This is a genomic window from Bacteroides luti (genome assembly GCF_900128905.1).
GTDB classification, from domain to species: domain Bacteria; phylum Bacteroidota; class Bacteroidia; order Bacteroidales; family Bacteroidaceae; genus Bacteroides; species Bacteroides luti.
This window is the reverse complement of record NZ_FQTV01000011.1, coordinates 1-14,717: the sequence shown is the minus strand read 5'-3', so window position 1 is coordinate 14,717 and position 14,717 is coordinate 1. Positions and strand designations below refer to the sequence as shown.

The window sequence follows — 14,717 nt, the reverse complement described above, 5'->3', positions numbered from 1 at the left end:
CATTGCCCAAACATTAACAAAAACTCCCTGAAAGATTATAATTAAGGTCGGGACCCTAATTTCTTAGCCTCACGAGGCTAGCATATTGAGGTCGGGACCCTAACACAACAGCCTCATGAGGCTAATAATAATGTTTCACCGGAAAATTGTTAAGCTTTCTGTTTTTCCAGACTAATATTCCATTATTCCCCTAAAAACCTTTATCTTTGCACGTTGCAATTGCTGAAGCTTTACGGCGTAAAGCCCGCATTTACAACCAAAGAATGTAATATAAAAATTCATCATACATGGAAAAGAAATATAAAAGAACCACGGTGACCTCAGCGTTGCCTTATGCAAACGGACCGGTTCACATCGGACACCTTGCCGGAGTATACGTTCCGGCGGACATTTATGTACGTTACCTTCGCCTTAAAAAAGAAGATGTGCTCTTCGTTGGCGGTTCAGACGAACATGGTGTGCCTATCACTATCCGTGCAAAGAAGGAAGGTGTTACGCCACAGGACGTTGTTGACAAATACCACGGCATTATTAAAAAATCTTTCGAGGATTTCGGCATCTCATTCGATGTTTACTCTCGAACTTCTTCAAAGACTCATCACGAAGTGGCTTCTGATTTCTTCAAAAAATTGTATGACAAAGGAGAATTTATCGAAAAGACTTCTGAACAATACTACGACGAAGAGGCAAAACAATTCCTTGCCGACAGATATATTACCGGAAAATGTCCTCATTGCGGCAATGAAAATGCTTATGGTGACCAATGCGAAGCCTGCGGAACTTCATTGAGTCCTACAGATTTGATCGATCCTAAATCGGCTATCAGCGGTAGCAAACCGGTTATGCGCGAAACAAAGCACTGGTACTTGCCACTCGATAAGCACGAAGCATGGTTGCGTCAATGGATATTGGAAGACCACAAGGAATGGAAATCGAATGTTTACGGACAATGCAAGTCATGGTTAGATATGGGACTCCAACCACGTGCCGTGAGCCGCGACCTCGACTGGGGTATTCCTGTTCCCGTTGAAGGTGCCGAAGGTAAAGTGCTTTACGTATGGTTTGACGCTCCAATCGGATATATTTCAAATACAAAAGAATTGCTTCCCGATTCATGGGAGAAATGGTGGAAAGATTCAGATACCCGCCTGCTTCACTTCATCGGAAAAGATAATATTGTATTCCATTGCATTGTGTTCCCTGCAATGTTGAAGGCAGAAGGCAGCTATATCCTGCCGGATAATGTTCCTGCCAATGAGTTCCTGAACCTTGAAGGTGATAAGATTTCAACTTCACGCAACTGGGCTGTATGGTTACACGAATACCTGGAAGATTTCCCTGGAAAACAGGATGTTCTTCGTTATGTATTGACAGCCAATGCTCCAGAAACAAAAGATAACGACTTTACCTGGAAAGATTTTCAGGCTCGCAATAACAACGAACTGGTTGCCGTATTCGGTAACTTCGTGAATCGTGCTTTGGTTCTTACCGAGAAGTACTTCGGTGCTCAGGTTCCTGCTGCTGGCGAACTAAGTGAATACGACAAGCAGACTCTTGCCGATTTCGAGAACGTGAAGAAGGATGTAGAACACTATCTGGATACATTCAAATTCCGTGAAGCTCAGAAAGAAGCAATGAACCTTGCACGTATCGGTAACAAGTATCTTGCAGATACAGAACCATGGAAACTTGCAAAGACCGACCTTAACCGTGTGGCTACAATTCTGAATATCAGCTTGCAGCTTGCTGCTAATCTGGCTATTGCTTTCGAACCATTCTTACCGTTTACCTCAGAGAAACTGAGAGAGATGCTGAATATGCCTACTTTTGACTGGGCAGAACTTGGTCAGACAAACCTTCTTGAAGCCGGTCATAAGCTGAACAAAGCAGAACTTCTTTTCGAAAAGATAGAAGACAGTGTAATTGAAGCACAGGTTCAAAAGCTTCTGGATACCAAGAAAGCAAATGAAGAAGCCAACTATAAAGCAAATCCTATCCGTGAAAACATTGAGTTCGATGATTTCACTAAGCTGGATATTCGTGTTGGTACAGTATTGGAATGCCAGAAAGTACCAAAGGCTGACAAACTACTTCAGTTCAAGATTGACGACGGACTGGAATGCCGCACCATTGTATCGGGTATAGCTAAACATTATGCACCAGAGGAACTGGTAGGCAAGCAAGTTTGCTTCATCGCTAACCTCGCTCCCCGCAAGCTGAAAGGCATTGTTTCTGAAGGAATGATTCTTTCTGCCGAAAACAATGACGGTAGTCTGGCTCTAATCATGCCGGGCAAAGAAGTAAAACCGGGTAGCGAAGTAAAATAAACAAGGATAAAAAAGGATGGCAAAAACGCTGAAGGAGAAAACCATTTGGGCTCTGATTTGGAATGTACTGGATAAAGTTGGACAACAAATTATTCTTTTCATTGTAGGAATACTGGTAGCCCGAATCCTTTCTTCGGAAGATTATGCCTTGGTGGGCATGCTTTCCATTTTTACAGCTTTAGCAAATATTGTAATTGAGAGCGGTTTTTCAACTGCTCTCATTCGCAAAAACGATGCAACATCAACAGACTACAGTTCTGTGTTCTATTTCAATATGGGCGCAAGTATTGTAGTCTATCTTTTACTCTTTCTGTGCGCTCCGCTCATTGCAACTTTTTTCAACCAGCCATCACTTACACTAATTGCCCGGATTGTCTTTCTGGCTATTCCTGTTAATTCACTAAGCCTGATTCAAACAACCATACTTACCAAGCAGATTAATTTCAAGAAGCTCACCAAAGTAAATTTTATCTCTTTGTTAGCTTCGGGATTACTCTCCTTGTATATGGCATATACGGGATGTGGTGTATGGACACTGGTTGTACAACCTGTATCTCTGGCCATTGTCCGCTCCATGCTTCTTTGGATTGCAAGCAGCTGGCGCCCTGTTAAGGAATTCAGTATCCAATCCATAAAAGAACTGTTTGCTTTTGCTTCCAATCTTATGTTGTCAAGCATCATCAATACAGGTTTCCTCAACATCTATTCCGTCTTTATCGGGAAAATCTACCCGTTGCAACAACTGGGATACTACAGTCAAGGCGGTAAGATGTCCGATATGGGAGTAACCACTATCTATGGAAGCATCCAAAGTGCCACTTTCCCTATTTTTTCATCCATACAAGATGACAAGGAACGCTTGTTGCGTGCTTATCGCAAGACTATAAGATTTACCTCCTTCCTCACTTTTCCGGCTATGATTGGTATGGTGTTGGTAGGCAACCCGTTTATACGAATAGCATTGACCGACAAGTGGGCTAACACTATCCCTTTCTTTCAGTTATTATGTGTGGGAGGTATATTTACCATACTGACAGCCATCAACAGCAACTTCCTTAAAGTGAGCGGGCGTTCAGATATCATGCTGAAACTGGAAGTATTCAAACTGATAGTTACAGCAATAGCTCTGGTATGCACTCTTGATCAGAGCGTATGGGTTATGGTGGCCGGACAGGTAGTTGCTCGCATTGTTATATATTTATCGAATGTAGTAATGGTTCACAAATGCGGAAATTATCCGGGATGGTACCAGATTAAGGATATCACTCCTTACCTCAGCATGTCCCTGGTTCTTTTCGCCTGTTTGTATCCATTAAGTTTTATCATATCAAACCTTGTTCTGTTACTTTGTACGCAAATCATTCTTTTTGCAATTGCATACATTGTATTGAATAAGTTATTAGGATCGGCAATCTTTGATGAAATCATGGCATTGCTTTTCAAAAAGAAAACAACACAAAATAATCAGTCGGCCGAATGAATGCAAAAGTAAAAGTAAGCGTATTGATGCTTACCTACAATCATGAGAAATACATTGTAGATGCTATAGAAAGCGTAATGAAGCAGCAAACAGATTTCCCGTTCGAGCTGGTTATTGGTGAAGACCGCAGTACAGATAGCACAGCCGACATCTGCCGTGAGTATCAGAAAAAATATCCGGAGATCATCAAGCTTACAACAAATGAGGAGAATTTGGGACTCCAAGAGAACTTTATCCGTTCCTATAACCGCTGCTCCGGGGAATATATGGCAATTTGCGAAGGAGACGACTTCTGGATAAACAAACACAAACTGCAAATACAAGCAGATTTTCTGGACAGCCATAAAGAATATTCAGCTTGTTTTCACCGTGCACTGAATTATTATCAGGAGGATGGAAGCAAAAGTATTGGCAATGGCGGTTATCAAAAGAAGGTAAATACTGTTTTCGATATCATAAACTGTAATCCCATCACAAACGTAACGGTTATGTTTCGTTTAGGACTGTTTGGAGAATTGCCTTCATGGTTCAGCAAAGTAACATCATACGATTTTGCCATTCATGTACTTAACGCTGAACATGGAGATGCTTATTTCATGAATAATGTAATGGCGGTGTATCGCCAGCATAAGGAAAGCATCTGGAGCATGGCCAGCTCTGAAAAACAGATGCTTATTTCTGTTATAAACAGGCAACTGCTTATTGATCATTACAAAGAAAAGAATAAAGCTATCTGTGATAAACTCACAGAAACATATACAAACGGCTGCATACGGTTAGTGCAATATTACCAATCCATAGGGAATGAAGAAAAAGTAGCCGAAACAGAACTGTTTATTTTAAAAGCCAACCCTTCATTTACCGTTGAGCAGGTGAAGGAAATGGAAAAAATAAGAAAAGCACCATTAAAGAAGATAATATCACAACGCATATTCCGTTTGGTAAAAGTTATCAGACGTGAAATTTCCAAACTAATACCTTTGCCTAAAATCAAATGATCTATGAAAGCTGCAAGTTTTATTCACACCATTCAATATAAATTGAATTGTGAATTAAATAACATTAAAAGGAAAAAAGCTCTTTCCAGAAAAAAGAACGATATATTTTCCTATTTCAAAAAAAACACCCCACAGAATAAAGAGATAGAAGAAGCCCTGAATTACTTAAAGGATTCTCCTCTTCATACATTCTGTGCCCCGTTTCGTGAAGCTTATAACTGGAAAGATATCAATGTTCTTATTGATGCTTCGAATGGGCTACCCTATGTAATGCATCAGGGAAAGAAACTATATTTTGTCCGTTCCTTCAATGACAGAACTGTAAAATACAGCTATAACGGATTGAGAACCGAACAAGATCCTGATTCGCCGCACTGTTATCTAAGTGATAACTTTACAGTGCAGCAAGACGATGTTTTATTGGATGTAGGTAGTGCTGAAGGAATCTTTGCCCTTACACATATAGAAAAGCTGAAACACGTGGTTCTCTTCGAAAGAAATGCTGAATGGGTGGAAGCTTTGGAAGCAACCTTTGCTCCCTGGAAAGAGAAAGTTACTATTATCAGGAAATATGTATCCGACTGTGATGATACAGAAAACATAACCATCGATTCTTTTCTGGCAGATAAACCTTATGTACCGACATTTATTAAGATTGACGTGGAAGGAGCCGAGAAGAGAGTCTTAAACGGAATGCAGAAAACCATTCAGTTACCCGAGCTGAAAATTGCGCTTTGCACTTATCATCAGCAAAAAGATTTTGTGGAATTCTCACACTATCTTACAGAAGCAGGTTTCAAATGGAATGCATCAAAAGGGGTAATGCTTTTCCTTAATGATATGGAAAGCTTGCAAACTCCATTTTTCAGAAAAGGATTAATCAGAGCGAATAAATAAAATATGAAAGTATCGGTTATCATCGTGTCCTACAATTTCGAGCAATGGATAGATCGTTGCTTAGGTAGTTTGCGCCGTTCAACCTCTCCCATTTCGGTGATTGTTGTTGATAATGGTTCCAAAGACAACACAACTCAGATTCTTGAAAAGAATTATCCAGAGGTGCATTTAATAAAGACAGGAGCAAATCTAGGATTTGGTAAGGCAAACAATATTGGTATCCGATATGCAATGGAACAAGGTGCTGATTATTTCTTTCTTCTCAATCAGGATGCATGGATAGATGAAGATACTATAGAAATATTGCTTGCCCTCTTTGAGAAACATCCAGAATATGGAATACTCTCACCTGCCCACTTAAATGGGAAAGGTGATAAACCAGACTTCGGTTTTTCCACTTATTCAGGGATAAAAGAAAAAGAAGAATTCCTTTCCCTGCAAAAAGATAATGAAGTAGTAAGCCTAAGGTTTATTAATGCTGCTTTTTGGATGATTTCCATTAAGGCAATAAAAGATTTAGGTGGTTTTTGTCCTTTGTTCTTTCATTATGGAGAAGACATTGACTATATTAACCGATTGCACTATCATGGCTACATGTTAGGATACTCTCCCCATGTATTTGGTTATCATGATCGGGAGAACAGAGAGATTTCAAGGGAGACCTTTCTTCGATCTGAAAAGATATATTTGCTTTCTGAATATGCAAATATCAATTATTCTTTTTATAAAGCTTTCGGCTATGGCATTCTGGCCGGAATTAAAAAAGCCATGATAGCTCTTAAAAAGGGGAAAGTAGCCAATAGCTTAACATTTATCAATATCAGTATCGGTCTACTTTGTAAGACTAAACAAGTTTTACAGATGACAAATAAAAATAGAAAAAAAGCATTAAACTATATTTGATTATATACACCAATGTTTATCGTTTAGTTTTAACACAATGAAAGTACTCTATACATTTGGCGGAATACCACATTATCTGGACGCCATGCTCAATAAGCTTCACAACAAAGGTGTCGAAATAGTTGTTGTCACACCGCAAAAAGGAAATGCAACAATTGGTAAAGGAGTAAAAATGGTGGAGGGAGGCAGCTACAAGCACCTCACAGCCATAGAAAAGAAAATGTTCTATGGAAAAATGGCCTATCCTTCATTGCCACAAATCGTAAGTGAGGAAAAACCGGACATCTTAGTGATGGGCTGGCCCTATTTCCTGCAACTATTCTTTCAGCCTTCACTGCGCAAGGCATTGAAGAGCAGCGGAACACGAATTGTCATTCGCGAAATTCCCTTCCAAACGCCACCTTACGGAAAGATGAAAGCCTACTTTAAGACACATCCCATGTATGATGAAAACATGCAGTTGCAAAGTACGGGAATTAACTTCTACCTGAAACAATGGTTAACCATGTGCATCCGTCGGTATTGCTACTCCAAAGCAGTTGGAACACTCAATTACTCTACCGTAGCGTATGACATTCTGCCATCTTATGGTGTAAATAAGGAGGATATACATGTTACCTTCAATTCTACCGACACCGAAGCTTTACTCAAAGAGCAGGAAGCAGTATTGAAGAATGAGCCAATACTCCCTCCTTGCGAACATCGCATACTCCACATCGGACGTTTAGTGAAATGGAAACGGGTAGATTTGCTTTTTGATGCAATGCCGGGAGTGATAGCTAAATTTCCCGATGCAGAACTAGTAGTGGTAGGCGATGGTCCGGAACTGGAAAACCTGAAACAACAAGCAGCAAACCTTCAGTTGAATGAGCATATTCGTTTTGCAGGAAGTGTGTATAAACCCGAAGAGCTGGGGGCTTACATGAACGAATCTACAGTCTATGTACTTGCCGGTATGGGAGGTCTTTCCATCAATGATGCCATGACGTATGGCATGCCGGTTATCTGCTCGGTGTGCGACGGAACAGAGTGCGACCTGGTAACAGAGGGCAAGAACGGCTTCTTCTTCCAAGAAGGCAATGCCGACAGTCTATGCGAAAAAATTACGACTCTCTTCGCATCACCTGACTTATGCAGGGAAATGGGAAAAGAGTCGCAACGTATTATTAATGAAATAATAAACATAGAAACGGTAAGCGAACGTTACTTGAATGCTTTCCGCAATATAATGGCAAAGAGTTGAGACGAAAGATTCAAAACGATCTATCCTTGCTTACTCTCTAAAAAGAAAACAAAAATCATCTCAGCGCAGCCATAATGCGCTCGCATGCCTTGCCGTCACCATAAGGATTGTGGGTTTCGGACATTTGTCGATAGAGTTCTTTATCGGCAAGCAAGGCATTTACCTCACTCACGATAGTCGCATAATCTGTACCAACCAGTTTTACCGTGCCAGCCTCAACAGCTTCAGGCCGTTCGGTTGTATCACGCATTACCAAAACAGGTTTGCCCAAAGAAGGAGCCTCTTCTTGTACACCACCGCTATCGGTAAGCAACAGCTTGCTGTGCTGCATGGCATAGATAAAAGGCAAGTAATCAAGCGGAGAGATCAAATAGACATTACTCAATCCAGAGAGCAATTCGTAAACAGGCTTTTGCACATTTGGGTTGAGGTGCACTGGATATACTATATCTATCTCAGGATGCTCCTCGGCAAGTTTGCTGATAGCCTTGCAGATATGCAGGAATCCATCGCCAAAGTTCTCACGTCTATGTCCGGTTACCAGGATATAATCACGTTCCGGATTCACAATATAACCTTTCGCCTTCAATTCAGTGTGAAGTTCTTCTTGTTTTCCGGGAGTTTGTGAAATGATATCAACAGCCATCAAAAGAGCATCAATCACAGTGTTTCCAGTCACATAAATGCGACTGCCGTCAATATTCTCGCTAAGCAAGTTTTCTTCCGATTGCTTGGTAGGTGCAAAATAGTAACGGCAGAAACGATCTGTCACTTGGCGGTTCATTTCTTCGGGCCATGGCGAAAGCAAATCATAGGTACGCAAGCCAGCTTCTACATGTCCTACGGCTATTTGCTGATAAAAAGCAGCCAATCCGGCAGCCATCGAAGTCGTTGTATCACCATGAACCAAAACTACATCGGGTGCAAATTCGGTTAACACATCGCGCAATCCCAATAATACTTTCGTAGTTATGTCATACAAGTCCTGCCCCGGTGCCATGATATTTAAATCATATTCGGGAACAATGCCAAACACCTCAAGCACCTGGTCGAGCATCTGACGATGTTGTGCGGTTACACAAACACATGTCTCGAAATGTTCCGTATCCTTCTGCAGAGCTTTAACCAGAGGAGCCATTTTGATAGCCTCGGGACGAGTCCCGAATACCAGTAATATTTTCTTCATAATTTAATTCATTAAATACCTTTCCGAACACCACAGAAATCAAGTTCCATCTTACCTTCCTCACGTGGCAATTCCATAAACGGAGTGTGGCAAACCAACCATACAACAATATCTGCTTTTTGATATGCTTCACGATAATCGGTCAGGTTGAAGCTAGGATGTTTGCTGATATTAGGTTCCACCACCAACACTTCAGCCCGCGACTCAGAGATGATACGTGAAGCAATGTATTTGGCAGGCGATTCACGCAAATCATCAATATTTGGTTTAAAGGCAAGTCCCATACAAGCCACAATAGGCTCACGGTCGTTCTCGGTTACAAACTGTTGACAAGCTTCTACTACGCGGTTGGCGCACCAGTCGGCTTTATAGTCGTTTGTTTCGCGAGCCCGTTTAATGATTTGTGCCTGTTCTGGATAATCAGAAACAATAAACCATGGATCAACGGCAATACAGTGTCCGCCTACACCACAACCTGGTTGCAATATATTAACGCGTGGATGTTTGTTAGCAAGTGAAATAAGTTCCCACACATTGATTCCAGCCTTGTCACAGATCATTGAAAGCTCGTTGGCAAAGGCAATCTGCGAGTCACGTGAAGAATTCTCAGTCAGTTTACACATTTCAGCCGTACGAGCATTGGTGCGATGAAGTTTTCCTTGTACAAAGGCAGAATAAAACTCAATGGCCTTTTCAGTAGATTCGGGATTAATACCTCCAATCACCCTGTCATTGTGTACTAGTTCGTAAAGCGTATTGCCCGGCAATACACGCTCAGGACAGTAAGCAATATATATTTTTCCTTTTAATTCGGGACGTTCCTTGAAAATAACCTCAGCCATTCGTTCTGTTGTCAGCACCGGCGATGTTGACTCGATAACAAACAAATCACCCTCTTTGAGAAAAGGGATAACCGAACGGGTCGCCGATTCTACATAAGTAATATCCGCCCGGTGATTTTGCTTAAAAGGAGTAGGCACTACCACAAAGAAAGCATCTGCCTGCTCGGGCTTCAATACTGACCGGAGGTTCCCTTTTTGAACAGCTTCCTTGACCATCTGGTCCAAATCCGGCTCTACAATATGAATTTTGCCTTGATTGATCGTTTCTACTACCACCGGATTCACATCCACACCGATCACCTCAAAACCATGATTGGCAGCAACCGCTGCCGTAGGAAGGCCAATGTAGCCTAAGCCTAAAAAAAGAACCTTTTTCATATCTACATCACTTTTATTTAAGTGCCGCAAAAATACAAATAATACGTGACTTTGCACGGATTATTACAGAAAACTACTACTTTTGTGGAAACATTTCACAAAAATGAGAGTACTTATTATTAATACTTCGGAACGTATCGGAGGAGCTGCAATTGCAGCCAGCCGATTAATGGAATCCCTGAAGAATAACGGGGTAAAAGCAAAGATGCTGGTACGCGATAAACAAACCGACCAGATTAGTGTAGTACCATTAGACCGTTCATGGAAAACCGTTGCACGATTTGTATGGGAACGAGTTGTTATCTGGAAAGCAAACAGCTTTAAAAAGAATAACCTTTTTGCTGTTTCAATTGCAAATACAGGAGCAAACATTACCTCTCTGCCGGAGTTTAAGCAAGCGGATGTTATTCACCTGCACTGGATTAATCAGGGAATGCTCTCATTAAATGACATTAAGCACATCGTTAATTCCGGGAAACCTATTGTATGGACCATGCACGATATGTGGCCTTGCACCGGAATCTGTCACCATGCACGTGAATGTACAAACTATCAGGATGAATGTCATAACTGTCCTTTCATTTATAAGAATGGAAGTAAAAAGGACCTATCATACAGAACTTTCAAAAAGAAACTGGAGCTTTATAAAAACGCAAATATTACGTTTGTTGCCTGCAGTGCATGGCTTCGCTCCCTGGCCGAGAAAAGCAGATTGCTTACCGGACACCGCACAACTAATATACCAAACCCAATCAATACAAACTTATTCAGACCGGCTGATAAGAAAGAAGCTCGCTATAAATGCAACCTTCCTCAGGATAAGAAACTATTGTTGTTTGGTTCCGTAAAAATTACCGATAAACGAAAAGGTATTGATTATCTGGTAGAATCCTGCCATCTATTGGCGGATAAGTATCCCGAGATGAAAGACAAGATAGGCGTTGTAGTTTTCGGAAAACAATCTTCACAGCTTAAAGAGATGATTCCTTTCCCTGTTTATGCCCTCGATTTCGTGAGCGACGAGAAAGCTATTGTAGATATATATAATTCTGTTGATTTATTCGTTACCCCATCGTTGGAAGAGAATCTTCCGAATACCATTATGGAAGCGATGGCGTGCGGTATTCCTTGTGTTGGTTTCAACATTGGCGGTATTCCCGAAATGATAGATCATCTGCACAATGGTTATGTTGCCGAATATAAATCTGCACAGGATTTTGCCAATGGAATACGCTGGGCTTTGAATGAATCTGAATATCCTACCCTGTCAGAACAGGCTACACGAAAAGTAGTATCTTCATATTCAGAAGGCATTATCGCAAAGAAATACATCGATATCTATAACAAAATAACCGGAAAAGATGCATAGCAAACTTAATCCGCGCTTCTCAATCATTACAGTTACTTACAATGCGGAAAAAGTAATTGAAGAGACCATTCAGAGCGTTATAACGCAATCGTATAAAAATTACGAATACATCATTATTGACGGGGCCTCGAAAGATAATACACTTTCCGTTATAGAAAAATATAAAGATATGATAAGCAACGTGGTAAGTGAGCCCGACAAAGGACTCTACGATGCCATGAACAAGGGAATTGCTGCTGCAACGGGCGATTATCTATGTTTTTTGAATGCAGGAGATAGCTTTCACGAAGACGACACTCTTCAACTGATGGTTCATGCAATTAATGGCGATGAACTGCCTGACGTACTTTACGGAGAAACAGCTATCGTTAATAAGGATGGACATTTCCTGCACATGCGTCGTTTGCAGACTCCCGAAAAGCTTACCTGGAAAAGTTTTAAGCAGGGAATGCTGGTATGCCATCAAGCTTTCTTTGCCAAGCGATCTCTGGCCGAACCTTTCGACTTATCCTATCGTTTCTCTGCCGATTTCGACTGGTGTATCAGAGTTATGAAGAAAGCAAAGACCTTGCATAACACTCACATCACAGTTATTGATTATCTGGACGAAGGATTAACAACTCAGAACCACAAAGCTTCTTTAAAAGAACGGTTCCGCATTATGGCGAAACACTATGGATGGATAAGTACTGTTGCTTATCATATCTGGTTTGTTATCAGGTTAATTGTTAAGCCGGAAAAATGAGAATAGGTTCTGACTTATAGATTATTTAATGTATAAAGATCATTTTCGTAAGCTCACGAAATTGATCGAAATCAGTTAATGCGAAAAACATTAAAATACTAAATATCATGAAAACCCGTACACTACTTTTCTTATTCTGCCTGTTAAGTTGCAGCTTATCTTTCGCTCAAAGTTCAAAGTCCATCTCCATTTTAGGCGACTCTTATTCAACATTCGAGGGATACCTGCAACCGGATACGAACTTTGTTTGGTACTTTGCCTCACCAAAGAATCAAACCGACGTAACATCAGTCCGTGAAACATGGTGGCATAAGTTTATCAAAGAAAACAACTACCGCCTTTGTGTGAACAACTCTTTTTCCGGTTCAACCATTTGCAACACAGGTTATCGCAAAGAAGATTACAGCGACCGTTCATTCATCACCAGAATGAAAAAGCTGGGTAATCCGGATATCATATTCATATTTGGTGCTACCAATGATTGCTGGGCTAAATCTCCTATAGGCGAATACCAATATGAGAATTGGGCTAAGAAAGATCTATATTCATTCCGCCCAGCATTGGCATGCCTTCTTTCAAACATGATTGACTACTATCCAAACGTGAAGATCTATTTCATATTGAATAGCGAATTAACTAACGAGATTAACGAATCTACCAAAGCAATCTGCGCACATTACAAGATAGATTGCATAGAACTTCACAATATCGAAAAGAAAAGCGGCCACCCTTCAATAGCAGGAATGGCAGAGATTTCTAAGCAGATTAAGGAATATCTGGAGAAGAATTAAGAATTTATTCAGGTTTAGTCACTCCAAACATGTACAAGTTTGCACCCAATCATGTACATGTTTGCTTCCAATCTTGTACATGTTTGGATTGAACTCTCCTTTGAAAATTACTAATCTCCCTTTTCTTATGTATTAAACTGATTCCAGTTGAATACTACTGTTCATAAGCCTATAATCTGTTGATCTATTAATTTATTAACTCTGGTACGAGTTGACTTTCTGGGGTTAAAGCCCAAAAGATATCAGCCATCTTCCTGCAAGTTAAACACATCTGATTATCAATAAGATATATTTTAGAAGGTGGCAGATCCTATGTTTGCAATAAATATGCTGAAGTGAAAAAATAAGAAGCATAAGCTAAGAGTATTTTTTATATTTGAGGTACCAAACTTAAACATTCAAATATTCAAAGCTTATGCGTACACAAAGTAACAAAGTAAATTTCAATGGAGAAAATATTTATGTTGGAATTGATGTTCATCTAAAGAGTTGGGCAGTGACAATCTACACAGAACATTTGCATCATAAGACTTTTAGTCAGCCACCGGTTCCCATATTATTATGGAAATATCTGGATGAAAATTTCCCTGGTGGTAATTACTATTCTGCTTATGAAGCCGGATTCTGTGGATTTCATATTCACTTTGAACTGGAAAAGTTGAATATAAAAAATATAGTAGTCAATCCCGCTGACATACCGACTAGTCAAAAGGAACATGTGCATAAGAATGATTCTTGCGATAGTAAGAAAATAGCCCGTTCTCTGAGAGCTAAAGAACTCACCGGAATACATATTCCATTGATTGAAACCTTAGAAAATCGTTCTTTGCTTCGTTCTCGAGAAATGTTAGTAAAGGATCTGGTTCGTTTTAAACTGCGAATAAAGTCTTTTCTTTATTTTTATGGGATAGCCTATCCTCCTGAATTTGAAAAGTCATCTTGTCATTGGTCAAAACGTTTTCTTAAATGGCTAAAAGAAATATCTCTAAATACGCAAAATGGGAATGAAGCATTATCCCTATTGATAACGGAAGTAGAACAGCAGCGTCTTCTTTTATTAGAAGTGAATAAGAAAATTCATAGCTTGGCTATTTCTGATAAATATATTAAAGAGATGGAATTAATAAGAAGTGTCCCTGGAATAGGCTTGATTACAGGACTTACTTTTCTGTTGGAAATAGAAAATATAGAGCGATTTTCCAACACAGACAAGCTAGCCTGTTTTGTAGGAATAATACCAACTTGTCATTCGAGTGGAGAAACGAGTAATAATGGAGAAATGACCTTTAGAGGGCAAATTCATTTAAAGAAAGGTCTGATTGAAAGTGCTTGGGTTGCTTCAAGAATAGATCCAGCTCTGACACATAGTTTTATTAAGCTTTGCAAAAGAATGGAACCTAATAAGGCAATCATACGAATTGCGAGAAAATTGTTAAACAGAATATATTATACTCTAAAAAAGGAACATAAATACGAATATGGAATGGTTAAATAATAATATCCATATAAAACCTATATAAAGAGTGACCGCTAGCCACCTCTTGCAGCTATGCCTGCT

At 40.0% G+C, this 14,717-nt stretch carries 11 protein-coding genes and 1 pseudogene; 10 read left to right on the top strand and 2 right to left on the bottom strand.

What is annotated here, in order from left to right:
• Positions 1-275 precede the first annotated feature (275 nt).
• The 6 genes and pseudogenes from metG to BUC21_RS10675 form a co-directional block, all read left to right on the top strand.
• Positions 276-2,327: pseudogene (metG, locus tag BUC21_RS10700) on the top strand (methionine--tRNA ligase); the annotation flags it as partial.
• Positions 2,328-2,343: 16 nt separating this feature from the next.
• On the top strand, positions 2,344-3,807 hold the full coding sequence (locus BUC21_RS10695; RefSeq protein ID WP_073402161.1) for a lipopolysaccharide biosynthesis protein: 1,464 nt from the start codon (positions 2,344-2,346) through the stop codon (positions 3,805-3,807).
• A complete protein-coding gene (locus BUC21_RS10690; protein ID WP_073402158.1) occupies positions 3,804-4,805 on the top strand; it encodes a glycosyltransferase in 1,002 nt (333 codons plus the stop codon). Before BUC21_RS10695 ends, BUC21_RS10690 begins: the two co-directional genes overlap by 4 nt.
• Positions 4,806-4,808: 3 nt before the next feature.
• Positions 4,809-5,702 carry an FkbM family methyltransferase gene (locus BUC21_RS10685; protein WP_073402155.1) on the top strand — a complete coding sequence of 298 codons (894 nt, stop codon included), beginning with the start codon at positions 4,809-4,811 and terminating at the stop codon, positions 5,700-5,702.
• A 3-nt stretch (positions 5,703-5,705) separates the two neighbouring features.
• Positions 5,706-6,605: a glycosyltransferase family 2 protein gene (locus BUC21_RS10680; RefSeq protein WP_073402153.1), complete on the top strand. Its 900-nt coding sequence runs from the start codon at positions 5,706-5,708 to the stop codon at positions 6,603-6,605.
• A gap of 37 nt (positions 6,606-6,642) precedes the next feature.
• The gene (locus BUC21_RS10675) at positions 6,643-7,848 is read left to right on the top strand and encodes a glycosyltransferase family 4 protein (RefSeq protein WP_073402151.1); all 1,206 of its coding nucleotides are present in this window, start codon (positions 6,643-6,645) and stop codon (positions 7,846-7,848) included.
• A 55-nt stretch (positions 7,849-7,903) separates the two neighbouring features.
• On the opposite strand, the gene wecB is transcribed toward BUC21_RS10675, so the two are convergent.
• Entirely contained in the window at positions 7,904-9,034 is a 1,131-nt protein-coding gene (gene wecB / locus BUC21_RS10670; RefSeq protein WP_073402148.1) for a non-hydrolyzing UDP-N-acetylglucosamine 2-epimerase, read from the bottom strand.
• A gap of 11 nt (positions 9,035-9,045) precedes the next feature.
• Positions 9,046-10,254, bottom strand: a complete 1,209-nt coding sequence (gene wecC, locus BUC21_RS10665; RefSeq protein ID WP_073402146.1) for a UDP-N-acetyl-D-mannosamine dehydrogenase — start codon at positions 10,252-10,254, stop codon at positions 9,046-9,048.
• Between the two features lie 103 nt (positions 10,255-10,357).
• Here wecC and BUC21_RS10660 point away from each other — a divergent pair, with 103 nt between their 5' ends.
• The 4 genes from BUC21_RS10660 (at position 10,358) to BUC21_RS10645 (ending at position 14,654) form a co-directional block, all read left to right on the top strand.
• Complete coding sequence (locus BUC21_RS10660; RefSeq protein WP_073402144.1) at positions 10,358-11,623, top strand: glycosyltransferase family 4 protein; 1,266 nt, start codon at positions 10,358-10,360, stop codon at positions 11,621-11,623.
• Positions 11,616-12,368, top strand: a complete 753-nt coding sequence (locus tag BUC21_RS10655; protein WP_073402141.1) for a glycosyltransferase family 2 protein — start codon at positions 11,616-11,618, stop codon at positions 12,366-12,368. The genes BUC21_RS10660 and BUC21_RS10655 overlap by 8 nt, the downstream gene beginning before the upstream one ends.
• Positions 12,369-12,475: 107 nt before the next feature.
• Positions 12,476-13,159 carry an SGNH/GDSL hydrolase family protein gene (locus BUC21_RS10650; RefSeq protein ID WP_073402138.1) on the top strand — a complete coding sequence of 228 codons (684 nt, stop codon included), beginning with the start codon at positions 12,476-12,478 and terminating at the stop codon, positions 13,157-13,159.
• A 415-nt stretch (positions 13,160-13,574) separates the two neighbouring features.
• Positions 13,575-14,654 carry an IS110 family RNA-guided transposase gene (locus BUC21_RS10645; RefSeq protein ID WP_073402135.1) on the top strand — a complete coding sequence of 360 codons (1,080 nt, stop codon included), beginning with the start codon at positions 13,575-13,577 and terminating at the stop codon, positions 14,652-14,654.
• The last annotated feature ends 63 nt before the right edge of the window (positions 14,655-14,717 follow it).

Excerpts from the sequence above, each read along its gene's own strand:
- BUC21_RS10695 (WP_073402161.1), top strand. The coding sequence starts at position 2,344 with ATGGCAAAAACGCTGAAGGAGAAAACCATTTGGGCTCTGATTTGGAAT.
- BUC21_RS10690 (WP_073402158.1), top strand. The coding sequence starts at position 3,804 with ATGAATGCAAAAGTAAAAGTAAGCGTATTGATGCTTACCTACAATCAT.
- BUC21_RS10685 (WP_073402155.1), top strand. The coding sequence starts at position 4,809 with ATGAAAGCTGCAAGTTTTATTCACACCATTCAATATAAATTGAATTGT.
- BUC21_RS10680 (WP_073402153.1), top strand. The coding sequence starts at position 5,706 with ATGAAAGTATCGGTTATCATCGTGTCCTACAATTTCGAGCAATGGATA.
- BUC21_RS10675 (WP_073402151.1), top strand. The coding sequence starts at position 6,643 with ATGAAAGTACTCTATACATTTGGCGGAATACCACATTATCTGGACGCC.
- wecB (WP_073402148.1), bottom strand. The coding sequence starts at position 9,034 with ATGAAGAAAATATTACTGGTATTCGGGACTCGTCCCGAGGCTATCAAA.
- wecC (WP_073402146.1), bottom strand. The coding sequence starts at position 10,254 with ATGAAAAAGGTTCTTTTTTTAGGCTTAGGCTACATTGGCCTTCCTACG.
- BUC21_RS10660 (WP_073402144.1), top strand. The coding sequence starts at position 10,358 with ATGAGAGTACTTATTATTAATACTTCGGAACGTATCGGAGGAGCTGCA.
- BUC21_RS10655 (WP_073402141.1), top strand. The coding sequence starts at position 11,616 with ATGCATAGCAAACTTAATCCGCGCTTCTCAATCATTACAGTTACTTAC.
- BUC21_RS10650 (WP_073402138.1), top strand. The coding sequence starts at position 12,476 with ATGAAAACCCGTACACTACTTTTCTTATTCTGCCTGTTAAGTTGCAGC.
- BUC21_RS10645 (WP_073402135.1), top strand. The coding sequence starts at position 13,575 with ATGCGTACACAAAGTAACAAAGTAAATTTCAATGGAGAAAATATTTAT.